The sequence below is a fragment of the Hoeflea sp. IMCC20628 genome, from assembly GCF_001011155.1.
Taxonomy (GTDB): domain Bacteria; phylum Pseudomonadota; class Alphaproteobacteria; order Rhizobiales; family Rhizobiaceae; genus Hoeflea.
This window is the reverse complement of sequence record NZ_CP011479.1, coordinates 4,730,858-4,744,368: the sequence shown is the minus strand read 5'-3', so window position 1 is coordinate 4,744,368 and position 13,511 is coordinate 4,730,858. Positions and strand designations below refer to the sequence as shown.

At 59.0% G+C, this 13,511-nt stretch carries 14 protein-coding genes and 1 pseudogene; 5 read left to right on the top strand and 10 right to left on the bottom strand.

Annotated features, from left to right (window positions below; genetic code table 11):
• Window positions 1–35: 35 nt before the first annotated feature.
• Window positions 36–836: a xanthine dehydrogenase family protein subunit M gene (locus IMCC20628_RS22270; protein ID WP_047032033.1), complete on the bottom strand. Its 801-nt coding sequence runs from the start codon at window positions 834–836 to the stop codon at window positions 36–38.
• Between the two features lie 18 nt (window positions 837–854).
• Window positions 855–3,203 carry a xanthine dehydrogenase family protein molybdopterin-binding subunit gene (locus IMCC20628_RS22265; RefSeq protein WP_047032032.1) on the bottom strand — a complete coding sequence of 783 codons (2,349 nt, stop codon included), beginning with the start codon at window positions 3,201–3,203 and terminating at the stop codon, window positions 855–857.
• A gap of 37 nt (window positions 3,204–3,240) precedes the next feature.
• Between IMCC20628_RS22265 and IMCC20628_RS25225 the strand changes: the two genes are divergently transcribed.
• Window positions 3,241–3,396: a hypothetical protein gene (locus tag IMCC20628_RS25225; protein ID WP_156174614.1), complete on the top strand. Its 156-nt coding sequence runs from the start codon at window positions 3,241–3,243 to the stop codon at window positions 3,394–3,396.
• Here the strand turns inward: IMCC20628_RS25225 and IMCC20628_RS22260 are convergent.
• Complete coding sequence (locus IMCC20628_RS22260) at window positions 3,390–3,881, bottom strand: (2Fe-2S)-binding protein (RefSeq protein WP_047032031.1); 492 nt, start codon at window positions 3,879–3,881, stop codon at window positions 3,390–3,392. The genes IMCC20628_RS25225 and IMCC20628_RS22260 overlap by 7 nt on opposite strands.
• Window positions 3,882–4,356: 475 nt before the next feature.
• Here IMCC20628_RS22260 and IMCC20628_RS22255 point away from each other — a divergent pair, with 475 nt between their 5' ends.
• From IMCC20628_RS22255 to IMCC20628_RS22240, 4 genes are all read left to right on the top strand, one after another.
• Complete coding sequence (locus tag IMCC20628_RS22255; RefSeq protein WP_047032030.1) at window positions 4,357–5,406, top strand: TRAP transporter substrate-binding protein; 1,050 nt, start codon at window positions 4,357–4,359, stop codon at window positions 5,404–5,406.
• 278 nt (window positions 5,407–5,684) lie between these two features.
• Window positions 5,685–6,215, top strand: coding sequence for a TRAP transporter small permease (locus IMCC20628_RS22250; protein ID WP_047032029.1), 531 nt, complete (start codon window positions 5,685–5,687; stop codon window positions 6,213–6,215).
• Window positions 6,212–7,534, top strand: a complete 1,323-nt coding sequence (locus IMCC20628_RS22245; RefSeq protein WP_047032028.1) for a TRAP transporter large permease — start codon at window positions 6,212–6,214, stop codon at window positions 7,532–7,534. The genes IMCC20628_RS22250 and IMCC20628_RS22245 overlap by 4 nt, the downstream gene beginning before the upstream one ends.
• 333 nt (window positions 7,535–7,867) lie before the next feature.
• Window positions 7,868–8,431, top strand: coding sequence for a histidine phosphatase family protein (locus IMCC20628_RS22240; protein WP_197078362.1), 564 nt, complete (start codon window positions 7,868–7,870; stop codon window positions 8,429–8,431).
• A gap of 26 nt (window positions 8,432–8,457) precedes the next feature.
• Here IMCC20628_RS22240 and IMCC20628_RS22235 read toward each other — a convergent pair whose 3' ends face one another.
• The 7 genes and pseudogenes from IMCC20628_RS22235 to metA all read right to left on the bottom strand — a co-directional run bounded on the left by IMCC20628_RS22235 (window position 8,458) and on the right by metA (window position 13,503).
• Window positions 8,458–9,465 (bottom strand): aldose epimerase family protein, encoded by a 1,008-nt coding sequence (locus IMCC20628_RS22235; RefSeq protein ID WP_047032026.1) that lies wholly within the window; start codon window positions 9,463–9,465, stop codon window positions 8,458–8,460.
• Between the two features lie 75 nt (window positions 9,466–9,540).
• Window positions 9,541–10,725, bottom strand: coding sequence for a VWA domain-containing protein (locus tag IMCC20628_RS22230; protein ID WP_047032025.1), 1,185 nt, complete (start codon window positions 10,723–10,725; stop codon window positions 9,541–9,543).
• A gap of 41 nt (window positions 10,726–10,766) precedes the next feature.
• On the bottom strand, window positions 10,767–11,270 hold the full coding sequence (locus IMCC20628_RS22225; protein WP_047032024.1) for a hypothetical protein: 504 nt from the start codon (window positions 11,268–11,270) through the stop codon (window positions 10,767–10,769).
• Between the two features lie 137 nt (window positions 11,271–11,407).
• Window positions 11,408–11,773, bottom strand: coding sequence for a type II toxin-antitoxin system death-on-curing family toxin (locus IMCC20628_RS22220; protein ID WP_047032023.1), 366 nt, complete (start codon window positions 11,771–11,773; stop codon window positions 11,408–11,410).
• Window positions 11,774–11,777: 4 nt separating this feature from the next.
• Window positions 11,778–11,981: pseudogene (locus IMCC20628_RS24840) on the bottom strand (type II toxin-antitoxin system prevent-host-death family antitoxin); the annotation flags it as partial.
• Between the two features lie 119 nt (window positions 11,982–12,100).
• On the bottom strand, window positions 12,101–12,565 hold the full coding sequence (locus IMCC20628_RS22210; protein WP_047032021.1) for a GNAT family N-acetyltransferase: 465 nt from the start codon (window positions 12,563–12,565) through the stop codon (window positions 12,101–12,103).
• Window positions 12,562–13,503 (bottom strand): homoserine O-succinyltransferase, encoded by a 942-nt coding sequence (gene metA, locus IMCC20628_RS22205; RefSeq protein ID WP_047032020.1) that lies wholly within the window; start codon window positions 13,501–13,503, stop codon window positions 12,562–12,564. Before metA ends, IMCC20628_RS22210 begins: the two co-directional genes overlap by 4 nt.
• Window positions 13,504–13,511: the final 8 nt, after the last annotated feature.

Here is a 13,511-nt window from a genome sequence, read left to right as displayed (position 1 = left end):
CAGTATGACTATTCACGTCACAGGGACCGAACCGGTCAGCCCGCCGCGGTAACTGCCCGCTTGGCCATCACCTTGACCAGATTGGCGCGGTAGACCGACGAGGCATGGATATCCGCCATCAGGTCGGAGGGGTCCACGGTGACGCCATCAAGCGCCCCTGCCGAAAAGTTCGAAGCCAGCGCCTGTTCCATGTCCGCCTCCCGGAACACCCCGTCCGAACCGGCGCCGGTGACAGCCACCCGTACCGACCCGTCACCCTGTCTGGCGACAAAGACGCCGGTCATCGCATAGCGCGAGGCCGGGTTGGGGAATTTGGCGTAACCGCATTTGGCCGGCGCGGTGATTTCGACCGCAACGATCAATTCGCCATCGTCCAGCGCGGTATCGAACATGCCGGTGAAGAAATCATCGGCGCTGATCGAGCGCGTGTTGGTGACGATTGTGGCGTTGAGCGCAAGCAAGCCCGCCGGATAATCCGCCGCCGGGTCATTGTTGGCGATCGAGCCGCCAATGGTGCCCATGTGCCGCACATGCGGATCGCCGATATGGGCGGCGAGATGGCTGAGCCCTGGACAGGCTGCAGCAATCTCCGAAGAGCCCGCCACTTCCGCGTGGGTCGTTGCAGCGCCGATCCGGATCGAACTGCCATTCACCGAGATGCCTTTCATCCCTGCGACATGCCTGAGATCCACCAGATCCGAGGGGGCTGCAAGCCGTTGCTTCATGGTCGGAAGCAGCGTCTGCCCTCCCGACAGGAACTTGGCTTCGTCATTTGCCGAAACCAGATTGACTGCGTCCTCGACCGAGGAGGCGCGGTGATAATTGGTTGCATACATGATGTCTGCCTCCCTTTCCTATTGTGCCGACCGGAGCGCTGCCCAGACCCGCTCGGGGGTCGCAGGCATTGTCAGGTCATTGTTGCCGATTGCGTCAGTGATGGCGTTGATCACCGCCGGAGGCGCGCCGATGGCGCCTGCCTCGCCGCAGCCCTTGATCCCGAGCGGGTTCGACGTCGCAGGCGTCACCGTATTGGAGACGGTGTAACCCGGCAGATCGTCGGCCCGCGGCATGGTGTAATCCATGTAGCTCGCCGTCAGCAACTGCCCCGTTTCCGGATCGTAATGCGTGCCTTCAAGCAGCGCCTGGCCGATGCCCTGCGCAACGCCGCCATGCACCTGCCCCTCGACAACCATCGGGTTGATGATGTTGCCGAAATCATCGGCGGCAACAAACTGGACGATTTCCGTCTTGCCCGTTTCCGGATCGACCTCGACCTCGCAGATGTGGCAGCCGGCCGGGAACGAGAAGTTGGTCGGATCGAAGAAAGCACCTTCCTTCAGCCCCGGTTCCATGCCCTCCGGCAGGTTGTGAGCGGTGTAGGCGCTGAGCGACACTTCGTGCCAACCGAGCGACTTGTCGGTGCCCGCAACCTTGACCTGACCGCCTTCTATGACGATGTCGGCTTCATCAGCCTCCATCAGATGCGCGGCGATCTTCTTGGCCTTGGCTTCGACCTTGTCGAGCGCCTTGACCACCGCCGACATGCCGACGGCACCAGAACGTGAGCCGTAGGTGCCCATGCCCATCTGCACCTTGTCGGTATCACCATGGACGATGGAGACGCTGTCGATGCCGACGCCGAAACGCTCTGCAACGAGCTGGGCGAAGGTTGTTTCATGGCCCTGGCCATGGCTGTGCGACCCGGTCAGCACTTCGATCGTTCCGACCGCATTGACCCGGACTTCCGCAGATTCCCAAAGCCCCACTCCGGCGCCAAGCGATCCCACCGCTGCCGACGGCGCGATACCGCAGGCCTCGATATAACTGCTTATACCGATACCGCGCTTCATGCCGCGCGCTTCGGCTTCCGCCTTGCGGCCGGGAAAGCCGTTGTAATCCGCGGCAGCCATCGCCGCATCCAGCGAGGCTTCGTAGTCGCCGGAATCATAGCAAAGGATCACCGGCGTCTGGTAGGGGAACTCGCGGATGTAGTTTTGACGGCGCAATTCAGCCGGAGACACACCCAGTTCCCGCGCCGCAGTCTCCACAACCCGTTCCAGTGCATAGGTTGTTTCTGGCCGCCCGGCGCCACGATAGGCATCGACTGGCGCGGTGTTGGTGTAGACGGTGCGCATGTTGCAGTGGATCGCCGGAATGACATATTGCCCGGAATACAGGATCGCATGCAGGAAGGTCGGAACCACCGACGAAAACAGCGACATGTAAGCACCCAGATTGGCGACCGTGTCGGCTTTCACCGCAAGCATCTTGTTGTTCGCGTCAAACGCCATCTGGATGGTCGTCACATGGTCGCGGCCATGCGCGTCGGTGAGAAAGCTCTCGGTCCGGTCGGCAACCCACTTGACCGGTACGCCGGTTTTTTTGGATGCCCACAGACAGACAATTTCTTCCGGATAGATATAGATCTTCGAGCCGAAACCGCCGCCGACATCGGGCGCAATCACCCGCAGCTTGTTTTCCGGCGCAACATTGTAAAAAGCGCTCATCACCAGCCGCGCCACATGCGGGTTCTGCGATGTGGTCCAGCAGGTGTAATGGTCTTCACCCTCGTCATAGTGACCAAGCGCAGCGCGCGGCTCCATGGCATTGGGCACGAGGCGGTTGTTGACGAGGTCGAGCCGGGTCACATGGGCAGCCCCGGCGATAGCTGCATCGACTGCGGCGCCGTCACCAATCTCCCAATCGTAAATCAGGTTTCCAGGCGCATTGTCATGGATCAGCGGCGCGCCGGGCTTCAGCGCATCGACAGCTTCAGTGACCGCTGGCAACACTTCGTAATCGATAACCACCGCCTCGGCAGCGTCGCGTGCCTGGGCCTTGGTGTCGGCAACAACCACTGCCACCGCATCACCGACATAGCGCACCTTGGTCTGCGCCAATGGACGCCAGTCACCCATGTTCATCGGCGAGCCGTCCTTGGAATGGATCATCCAGCCGCAGATCAGCGACCCAATGCCGTCCGTGGCAAGTTCGTCACCAGCCAGAATACCGATGACCCCCGGCATCTTCATAGCGGCCGATGTGTCGATCCCCCTGATATTCGCATGCGCATGCGGCGAGCGGACGAAATGAGCATGTTTCATGCCCGGAACCACCATGTCGTCGGTGTAGCGCCCCTTGCCGGTGATAAACCGCTTGTCTTCCTTGCGCGCCACGCTGGCGCCGATGCCTTCCAATCCCATGTCTCAAACTCCTCCGGTTGAGTGTGGAGAAAAGCCGGTGGGAAATGTTTGGGCAGGATCGCTGTTGTCTGAAATCGAAGGTCTGGAAACGCCGGATTTTTCATCCCGCCTCGCCGTCCCGATCACCGACACCGTGTCTGCCTGTTCAAAGTCCGCCGCCTTTCGCCATTGCCTGTTCAGGCATGCCTATTGAGCTGCGACCCTCGCCCCGTCGTCCATTTTGGACGCGGCATCGAGAATGGCCTTGACGATGTTGTGGTAGCCGGTACAGCGGCAGATATTGCCTTCCAGCTCTGCCCGAACCGTCTTCTCATCGAGTTTGCCGCCATGGCGCGAAATCATGTCGACTGCCGACATGATCATGCCGGGCGTACAAAATCCGCACTGCAGGCCGTGATGCTCACGAAACGCCGCCTGTACGGGATGCAACTCGCCACCGGATGCCAGACCTTCAATTGTCAACACCTCTGATCCATCGGCTTGCGCGGCAAGCATGGTGCAGGATTTGACCGCCTTGCCGTCCACATGAACGACGCAGGCGCCGCATTGGGACGTGTCGCACCCGACATGGGTTCCGGTCAGACCGAGATTTTCGCGGATGAACTGGACCAGAAGCATCCGGTCCTCGCATTGGCCGGAAACGGATCGCCCGTTCACGGTCATCGAAACATTCGTCATAAATACCTCCCTGGGGTGCAATACCTTCTCCTGCCCCGCCGCATCATTTTCTTTTTTTGCAAAAGGATCAACTGTGAAACTTTGAATAATGCGCCAGCGAGTGCAGGCTGCCCGTCAACGCGAGTGATCCGGCGCGGAGATTTCTGACGAAATGCGCGCCACCCTGCGGTCGTTGGCTCGAATGGTGCTGCGCATTGTCACAGTCTGCTTGCACTTGTCGCGCAATCAGATGCCGGCTGCCCATTCAACCTTCGTTTATCCAGCAAGAAAACAGTTGTCGGGCCGGGCTTTTCCAATTATTAAGTGACCGGGCGGTCGGTTAATTTGTGAATACACCTTGAAGACCGTTTGGGAGAGCCCTAGTGACCGCATCCGCGCAATGATCCGCAACGGTCCTAGGCAGTTACAAAAAATACCCCTAGTTTCATGGGGACCCGCGGTATCGAACCCGCAAAAATCTATCTGGGAGGATACAATGAAAAAACGCAATTTCCTGAAGTCCGCCGCAGTGGCAGCTCTTGCACTGTCCGCCGTTGGCGCGACGTCGCTCAGCGCCGCCGCACAGGAAGTCACTCTGCGCATGCACCAGTTCCTGCCCGCGCAGGCAAATGTACCGGCTGAGTTGCTGATTCCATGGGCCGAAAAAGTCGGCACCGAATCCGGCGGCCGGATCAAGATCGAAGTCTTTTCATCCATGTCACTTGGCGGCACGCCGCCGCAATTGATGGATCAGGCCCGCGATGGCGTGGTGGACATCGTCTGGACCCTTCCCGGCTATACGCCTGGCCGCTTCCCGCGCGCCGAAGTGTTCGAACTTCCCTTCATGATGACCAATGCCGAGGCCACCTCGCGCGCCTATTGGGACTTGTTCAAATCCGACATGGAAGCCCAGGAATTCCAGGGCATCAAGATCCTTGCCACCTGGGTGCACGGCCCCGGCGTCATTCACGCCAAGGGCGAAGGTGTCCGCAAGCTCGAAGACATGCAGAACAAGAAACTGCGTGGCCCGACCCGCGTCATCAACGGGCTGCTTTCCGAACTCGGCGCCGAGCCGGTCGGTATGCCGGTTCCGGCAATCCCGGAAGCCCTGTCCAAGGGCGTCATCGACGGCACCGTCATTCCGTGGGAAGTCACACCGGCGCTGAAGATCGCCGAACTGGTCAATACCCATACCGAGTTCTCCGGTGACCATGCGCTCTACACCGCGGCCTTCGTACTGGCCATGAACCAGGCCAAATACGACAGCCTTCCCGATGACCTCAAGAAGGTCCTCGACGACAACACCGGGGCAGACTTCTCGGCCTTCGCCGGCAAGACCCAGGCTTCGTTTGACGCTCCGGGCCGCAAGATCGCCGAAGCCACCGACAACGAGATTGTTGTTCTGGATGCCGAAGAAGTGGCGCGCTGGGGCACGGTCGCCGAGAAGGTGCGCGACAACTGGTTTGCCGAAATGAAGGAAAAGGGCATCGACGGAGAAGCCCTTTACGGCAAGGCCAAGGATCTGATTGCCAAGAACACGATGTAAATCGACTGGCTTTTAGCTGCCGGCGGGGCCTGCCAAACGGCTCTCCCCGCCGGCTCCATGTTCTGGTGTCGTGGATGATCACATCTTTTTGCTCGTCCTGATCTTGCAGGAATAGGCTTGGATTCGCCCTGTCGCCAGACCGCCGGTCCGGTTAGACTGAGCCGGGAACGGGACTGCGGCTTTATCCGAGGTGCTGACCAAAGCTTCTGCAAGATCGCTTCAAGCCCGCCATTGATGTTTGCTGCGGGTTTTTCGCGGCCCCGCCGGGGAGGTTTTTCATGTTTGACCGGATTGACCGCTTGATGCGGACGCTGGCCGCCTTTCTTGCAATTTTAGGCGGCCTGGCGCTGATTGCGGTGATACTCGCCACCGTGATGTCGGTCTCCGGCCGGGCTTTGCTGGCCTTCGGGCTTTCGCCGATCCGCGGGGATTTCGAGCTGGTCGAACTCGGCACCGGCTTCGCAGTGTTTGCCTTCCTGCCCTGGGTGCAGATCAACCGCCAGCATGCATCGGTGGAAATTCTGACCATGCATATGGGCGACCGGATCAACCGGGTGATCGACATGATTGCCGATCTGCTGATGTTGTCCATTGCCGTGTTGCTGGCGTGGAAGCACTGGGCCGGAACGCTGGACAAGCTGGCCTATGGCGAAACCACCTTCATCATCCAGTATCCGATCTGGTGGGCCTATGCGTCAGGCCTGCTCGGTGCGTTTGGGTTTGTCTTGATAAGTTTCTGGTGCGTGATCCTGAGCGCTCGGGCGCTTATGACCGGGCAGGATCAGGCGCACGGGGAGTTCATGCATTGAGCAATATCGACATCGCGCTGATATCCTTTCCGGTGCTGCTGATCCTGATTTTTCTGCGGATCCCGATCGGGCTCGCGATGTTGATCGCCGGCATTGGCGGCAGCTATTTCATCAATGGCTCTTTCCTGATGATTTTCGCGCAACTCAAGAACCTGACCTGGGGCACGTTTTCCAGCTACTCGCTGTCGATCATCCCGCTGTTCCTGCTGATGGGTCAGTTCGCCACCCTGGGGGGCATGTCGCAGGCCCTCTTCAAGGCAGCTGAAACCTGGATGGGGCACAAGAAAGGCGGCGTCGCCATGGCAGCCGTCGGCGCTTGTGCCGGATTTGGCGCCATTTGCGGCTCGTCTCTGGCCACTGCCGCCACCATGGGCCAGGTCGCCCTGCCCGAACTCAAGCGCTACGGCTATTCCGGCGAACTGGCGACAGGCGCGCTGGCGGCCGGCGGCACGCTCGGTATTCTGATCCCGCCCTCGGTGATCCTCGTCATCTACGCCATCCTGACCGAGCAGAACATCGCCAAACTGTTTGTTGCCGCCTTCATTCCCGGCATTCTCGCAGCCATTGGCTATATGATCGCCATCGCCATCTATGTCCGGCTCAAACCTGAATCGGCCGGCCACCGCGAGCGTGCGCCCTATTCCGAACGCTTCAAGAGCCTGATTGCGGTGTGGCCGGTGCTGATTGTCTTCATCGCCGTGGTCGGCGGCATCTATGGCGGCATTTTCACCCCCACCGAGGCCGCAGCTGTCGGCGCCTTCGGCACAGGCGTGATCGCCTTTGCCAATGGCGGCTTGAGCCGCGCCACCTTGAAAACATCGATCCTGGCAACCGCCAGCGCCACCGGGATGATCTTCCTCATCGTTTTCGGCGCCGGCGTTTACAATGCCTTTCTGGCGCTCAGCCAATTGCCGCAAACCGCTGCCGCCTATGTCGGCAGCCAAGGCTTCAATCCCTGGCTGGTGATGATTGCGGTGCTGCTGCTCTATCTAATTTTCGGCTGCATCATGGACTCGCTGTCGATGATCCTTCTGACCGTTCCGATCTTCTTCCCGATCATGTCGGCGCTGGATTTCGGCCTGACGCCCGAAGAATTCGCGCTCTGGTTCGGCATCATCGTGCTGATCGTCGTGGAGGTTGGATTGATAACACCACCGGTGGGCATGAACCTGTTCGTCATCAATTCCATGGCCAAGGACACGCCGCTGTCGGCAACCTATCGCGGCGTCTTCCCCTTCGTGCTGACAGACATTGTCCGGGTCGCCATCCTGACCATGTTCCCGGCCATCACCCTGGTCGCCGTCAGGCTGCTTTATTGACGTCTTCCAGATTGAAATCCGGCAGGCACGGCACGGCTCATGTGCCGATGGCGCGGATTGATTAGGCCAGATTGCCGTCCGCGAAAATTTCGTCTTTGAGATAATCGCTGTGGATCTGCCGACGCCTGCGTCCGGCAAGCTGCTCAGCCTTCAGTGTCTGCCATCAGCCCGATTCGCGCGGAGCCTCCGGGTCCGAAGGCAATAACGTGGCTCGAACGTCCGAGCGCCAGCATTCCGATCATGAGAGTTTCACCCGACATTGCGATGCCCCCTTACATCACTCGCCAAAACCACTAGATTGCAGGGATGAAATTGATCAAAAATGATTGGCCAGTGGCCCTAGTTCTTGCATTGGCCATCATTGCCCTTGCCCTGCCCACCAAAAGCTTTGCGACGGAAGCAGCCTGGGCGCGACTGGCGCAAGGCGGATATACGATCCTGCTGGGATATTCGCGCACACCCGGCGGCGGCGAACCGCTCAGACCGGATATGGGTGATTGCGACAAACGCAAAAGCCTGACCGACCGCGGCATTCAGGAGGCGCGCCGCATCGGCATGCGGTTTGCCGCACGGGCCGTCTCCATTGATGCGATCTATTCCGGCGAATTCTGCCGTGCAGTGGAGACCGCGACGCTGGCTTTCGGACGCAGGGATGTCGAGACCAAAGCCTACCTCAATTCAATTGTCGGCGGCGCCGATCCCAATGAGATCCCAGCGGAACTGATCACCGAAATCGAGCAATTTTACGGAGTCGGCAATCTGCTGATGGTCACGCATCCTGCGCTGATCCTCGCCATTTCCGGCACCATTCCGCGCGAGGGCGAGGCAGTGATCATCGCTCCGGGGTTGGCCCCGGGCGACAAACCGCGCGTCATCAACCGTTTGTTGCTGGACTGAAGCCTTCGATCCACCCTGGTTCGCGCTCAGCTGCGCATGAACACATGTTCGGTATGCTGAACCAGTTTCTCGCCGGGCCGAAGCACGGCGCCGGTGAAGCCTTCATGGTTCAGGCTGTCAGGCCAACTCTGGGTTTCAAGACAGAACCCGGCGTTGGCTGAATAGGGTTTGCCTGTCAGCCCGGGCCCCGACGGGTTGATCTTGAAACCACTGTAGAATTGCAAACCCGGCTCGGTCGAGCGCAGCTCCATGGCGACACCTGACTGCATCGAGCGCACCAGCGCAATCGTGCGGACAGCCTCACGTTGCGGCGAGATGCAAAAATTATGGTCGTAGGGCACTTGCCCGTCCGGCCCCTCACGCCGGATCGGCCGCAGCTCGCGGAAGTCATAATCCGTGCCTTCGACCGCCCTGATTTCACCGGTCGGGATCAGCCTTGCATCAACCGGCAGATAGTAATCGGCTGCGATCATCATATCGTGGTCGAGAATGCTGTCGGAGCCATCGAGATTGAAATAGCTGTGATGGGCAATGTTGGCGAGCGTTGGCCGGTCGGTGACGCTGGTATAGGTGATGGCCATGCAGCCTCCGGGACGCAGCTCATAGCGAGCTTCGATTTTCACGGTGCCCGGGTAACCTGACTGGCCATCCGGATCGACAATCGAGAAAATCGCATGATCCGTGTCATGACTGTCGAGCGTCCAGATTCGCTTGGCAATGCCGGCGCTGCCGCCATGCAGGTGGGTGATTCCGCCCTCGTTGCATTCAAGCTGATGGCTGACATTGTCCAGCGTGAACCGCCCGCCGGCAATCCGGTTTGCATGCCGGCCGACTGTCTGACCAAAATAGGGAGAGGCGGGATAACTCGCAAAATCAGAGAATCCCAGTGTCAACGGCTGCGCGTAGCCTTCCAGCCTGAGATCCTGCAGCGTCGCACCCCAGGTCATGATCCTTGCCGTAAGTCCGCCAGCCTCAAGAGTCACCCTGTGCACGGTCTCGCCATCTGCAGTCTGGCCGAAAGCTTCAATTGCCATGCATATCTCCCGTCAAAAGATTGGTCTGCTCCAGAAACAGCGCCTGCCCCGGTCGCCATGCGGTGCGGCCCCACATTACCGAGTCAGTTGCCGCGTCGCGGCTTCAAGGCCCGCAAGCGTCATCGGAAACATCCGGTCGGCAAACAATTGCTGGATCAGCGCGGTGGAATGGGTGTGTGACCAGTAGGCCTCGGGCGTCGGATTGAGCCAGGCAATCTTGTGAAAATGATCCAGCATCCGCGACAGCCAGACCTGGCCCGGCTCGTCATTCCAATGCTCGACCGAGCCGCCTGCAGTGACAATCTCGTAGGGGCTCATGGCCGCATCACCAACAAAAATCACCCGGTAGTCCGAGCCATAGGTACGCAAGACCTCCTCGGTCGGCAGCAGTTCCTGACGGCGACGGCGATTGTCGCGCCAGACGCCTTCATAGAGGCAGTTGTGGAAATAAAAATACTCCATGTGCCTGAACTCGGCCCGGGCGGCGGAAAACAGCTCTTCCACCACCTTGATGTGATCATCCATCGAGCCGCCAACATCGAAGAACATCAGCAGCTTGACAGCATTTCGCCGCTCTGGCCTGGTCTTGACGTCCAGCCAGCCATGTTCCGCAGTTGCCTGAATGGTTCCAGGAAGGTCGAATTCCTCCGCCGCACCCTCACGCACCCAGCGCCTCAGCCGCCTCAGCGCCACCTTGATGTTGCGTGTGCCAAGCTCGACCGTGTCGTCGAGGTTCTTGAACTCACGCTTGTCCCAGACCTTGACCGCCCGGCGATGGCGGCTTTCATCCTGTCCGATCCGCACGCCTTCCGGATTGTAGCCATAGGCGCCGAAAGGCGATGTTCCCGCTGTCCCGATCCATTTCGAGCCCCCCTGATGCCGGTCCTGCTGCTCCTCAAGCCGCTGCTTGAGCGTTTCAATCAGCTTCTCGAAACCACCGAGACTTTCGATCAGCTTTTTCTCGTCCGCGCTCAGGTGTTTCTCGGCCATACGCCGCAGCCACTCTTCAGGCAGATTGCGGACATCCACACCACCCTCGCCGGCAATCGCCTCAACGCCGCGAAAGTGATGCGCAAACACCTGATCAAAGCGGTCGATATGACGTTCGTCCTTCACCAGAGCAGATCTGGCGAGATAATAGAATGCCTCGACGTCATAGCGCGCCAGCCCGGCCTCAAGCCCTTCGATCAGGGTGAGGAATTCGCGCAGCGTCACCGGTACTTTGGCGGCTTTGAGTTCTAGAAAAAATGGTAGAAACATGCGCCGACATTAGACGCAATGTGCACCGGTTGCCAACCGCTCTAGCTTCCTTTCAATGCCGGATTGGGGAAATAACCCGGCCCGATGGTCAAGGGCTTGTCTGGCACCACCGTATCGTCGATCTGGCTTGTATACTCCCGCTCACCGCTCCAGAATAACTCTGTGCGGGTTCGGTCATACAGTCGGATGGAGACCCGATAGGGCTTGCCTGCTTTCACCCCGCGAAGGCTAGGCGAACGAACCCCGTAGCGAACGCTGCGCGCGTGCAATCGGGTTTCGACGGTGAGCGGTGGCCCGCCGCCGGGATCTTCGAACTCGGCAATCAGCCAGGCCCAGATTGGAACTGGTTTGAGGACATGCGCGGTGAAGCCATAAAACACGTCCGCCTCGCGGTAATTGAAAATGAAGCCGCCGCCGGCGATTTTGATATAGGGCTTTTCCGCCGGATCATCGCGCGTCACCCACCCGATCCCGAACAACACCATCGCCACGGCCACGGCCGCAGCGACCACTTTTTCGAATATCCTGTCTTCGCGTACAGCCATGCCCGCAGCTTTCAAGCCGTTGACCGATCCTGTCCCTGAGACGGGATTTTCTCACATTCTCAGCCAACACGCCAGATTGATTTGAATGCCGCTCTCCGGTCACTTGCCGGGCACAGGAGGCTCGTTTTATCGCCGGTTCAGGAGGGAGCCGTATTGGCACGAAGCCATGCGTCAAGCGTGTCTTTTGTGAAGCTTCCGGATTCAAGCCGGCCACAGATGAACTTAATCGTTTCCTCCTCGCCTGCAGTAAGCTCGAAACCATTGAGATCCAGGAAAATGCAGGCAAATGCCACGCGCTTGTTGCCATCAACAAAGCCTTGATTCATAGCGAGACTCTCCCAGAGCGCTGACGCCTCCTCCATCAAGTCTGTGTAGTAGCCCGTCTGCGGCCGCAATAGCGCCGCCGCGATAAGTCCGCGATCGTGAATGCCGGCCGCGCCGCCATAGACCTTGAACAACACGGCGTGGATATGGAGCGCCTCTTGCAGGGTTACATAGCGCATGATCTTACCTGGCCAATGCTTCGTACACCCTGTTCCAGTGCTTCATACTGCGCTCCAACGAGGTCTGAACCTTCGGGTCGACCGAACTGCCGCCGGTGAGCCGTTCATACTCTTCAGTCGAGAGAACGACCCTGATATCACGACCATTTTTGCGGATGGCAACAGGCTCATTGCCCGACGCTTCCAGCAATTCGCCGAACCGGTTCTTGGCTTCGCTCGCCTACATGACTTTCATCGCCGCTCTCCTCATGGTCAAAACCACAATTGGACATTTTGGACAAAACAGCCAGTTTGGCTCATCTGGTCAATATCCGGCGACGATCTTGGCTAACGGCTGTATTTGACGAATGGCGTCAGCGTGGCGATCCGGTCATAGAGCTTGCGCGCCTCGGCGTTGAACTCCTGCGTCATCCAGTAAACCGCAGGACAGCCATCCGCATCGGCCTGCGCATAGACAGCCTCGATCAGAGCCCTGCCAACGCCGGTGCCACGAACTTCGGGCGCGGCGTAGAGATCCTGAAGGTAGCACACCGATTCCACCTTCCAGCCATGCCGATGGTATATATAGTGCACCAGACCGACCGGCTTGCCATCGCTGAGAGCCAGCAATCCGCGCGGTTCATAAAATGACGCCTCCCCGGCAACATGTTCGCCAACAATGCGGCCCAGCGTGGTCTGGTAGACTTCTTCGGGGACAGTCGCTTCGTAGAACTCCAGATAAAGCGTCCAGAGCCGGCGCCATTCGGGTTCATCGGCAGCCGTGATCGGCCGGATTTCGACAGTGCCACTCATCCGTTTTCTCCCCTTGTCTCCAACCGATCCTCGCCAATGTCCTCAATGTCAAACGGCGTGGTCTGGTAGACCTGATTGATCCAGTTACCAAACAACAAAAAAGCATGGCTGCGCCAGCGATTTGACGGTTTGTTCTCCGGATTGTTGTCGGGAAAGTAATTCTGCGGCGGAGCAACCGGCGTTCCTGCCTTCACGTCGCGAAAATACTCTTCCGCGAGAGTGCCTGAATCATATTCGATGTGATTAAAGATATAGAGCCGGTTGGCGAAAGCCTCGTGCAGCAAACACAATCCGGTCTGTTCGCTTTCCATCAGCACCTCAAAATGCGGTGTCAGGTCTTCCCGCCGCACCTCGGTCCAGCGCGAGACCGAAACCTGGAAATCATCGGAGAACCCCATAAGGTAAGGCGAGGCCGGATTGAGATTGCGGTGGCGATAGACCCCGAAGGCCTTCTCCAGCAGTGGCTGTTTGGGAACCTGATGAAAATGCCACGCCGCAGCCATCGCCCCCCAACAGACGAAGAAACTCGAATGCACATGGGTGGTTGTCCAATCGAGGATTTGCTGCATTTCAGGCCAATAGGTCACATCTTCAAATGGCAGGGTTTCGATCGGCGCACCGGTGATGATGAAGCCGTCGAACTTGCGGTGCTTCACCTCGTCCCAGGTATGATAGAAATTGATCAGATGCTCTTCGGAAGTGTTTTTGGCGACGTGCGACCCGATCCGCACCAACGTCAATTCCACCTGCAACGGCGACGCCCCGATGAGTCGGGCAATCTGTGTTTCCGTAGCGATCTTGTTGGGCATCAGGTTCAAAAGCCCGATGTGCAACGGGCGAATATCCTGCCGCACGGCAATCGATTCATCGAGGATTTGCACACCTTCGCGCACCAGCGCGTTTCGGGCAGGAAGACCATCGGGGATACGGATCGGCATGACGCACT

Coding starts and splice junctions, on each gene's coding strand:
- IMCC20628_RS22210 (WP_047032021.1), bottom strand. CDS start 12,565: ATGAGTGGCACTGTCGAAATCCGGCCGATCACGGCTGCCGATGAACCC.
- metA (WP_047032020.1), bottom strand. CDS start 13,503: ATGCCGATCCGTATCCCCGATGGTCTTCCTGCCCGAAACGCGCTGGTG.
- IMCC20628_RS22220 (WP_047032023.1), bottom strand. CDS start 11,773: ATGCGCTATGTAACCCTGCAAGAGGCGCTCCATATCCACGCCGTGTTG.
- IMCC20628_RS22265 (WP_047032032.1), bottom strand. CDS start 3,203: ATGGGATTGGAAGGCATCGGCGCCAGCGTGGCGCGCAAGGAAGACAAG.
- IMCC20628_RS22225 (WP_047032024.1), bottom strand. CDS start 11,270: ATGGCTGTACGCGAAGACAGGATATTCGAAAAAGTGGTCGCTGCGGCC.
- IMCC20628_RS22250 (WP_047032029.1), top strand. CDS start 5,685: ATGTTTGACCGGATTGACCGCTTGATGCGGACGCTGGCCGCCTTTCTT.
- IMCC20628_RS22230 (WP_047032025.1), bottom strand. CDS start 10,725: ATGTTTCTACCATTTTTTCTAGAACTCAAAGCCGCCAAAGTACCGGTG.
- IMCC20628_RS22270 (WP_047032033.1), bottom strand. CDS start 836: ATGTATGCAACCAATTATCACCGCGCCTCCTCGGTCGAGGACGCAGTC.
- IMCC20628_RS22235 (WP_047032026.1), bottom strand. CDS start 9,465: ATGGCAATTGAAGCTTTCGGCCAGACTGCAGATGGCGAGACCGTGCAC.
- IMCC20628_RS22260 (WP_047032031.1), bottom strand. CDS start 3,881: ATGACGAATGTTTCGATGACCGTGAACGGGCGATCCGTTTCCGGCCAA.
- IMCC20628_RS22255 (WP_047032030.1), top strand. CDS start 4,357: ATGAAAAAACGCAATTTCCTGAAGTCCGCCGCAGTGGCAGCTCTTGCA.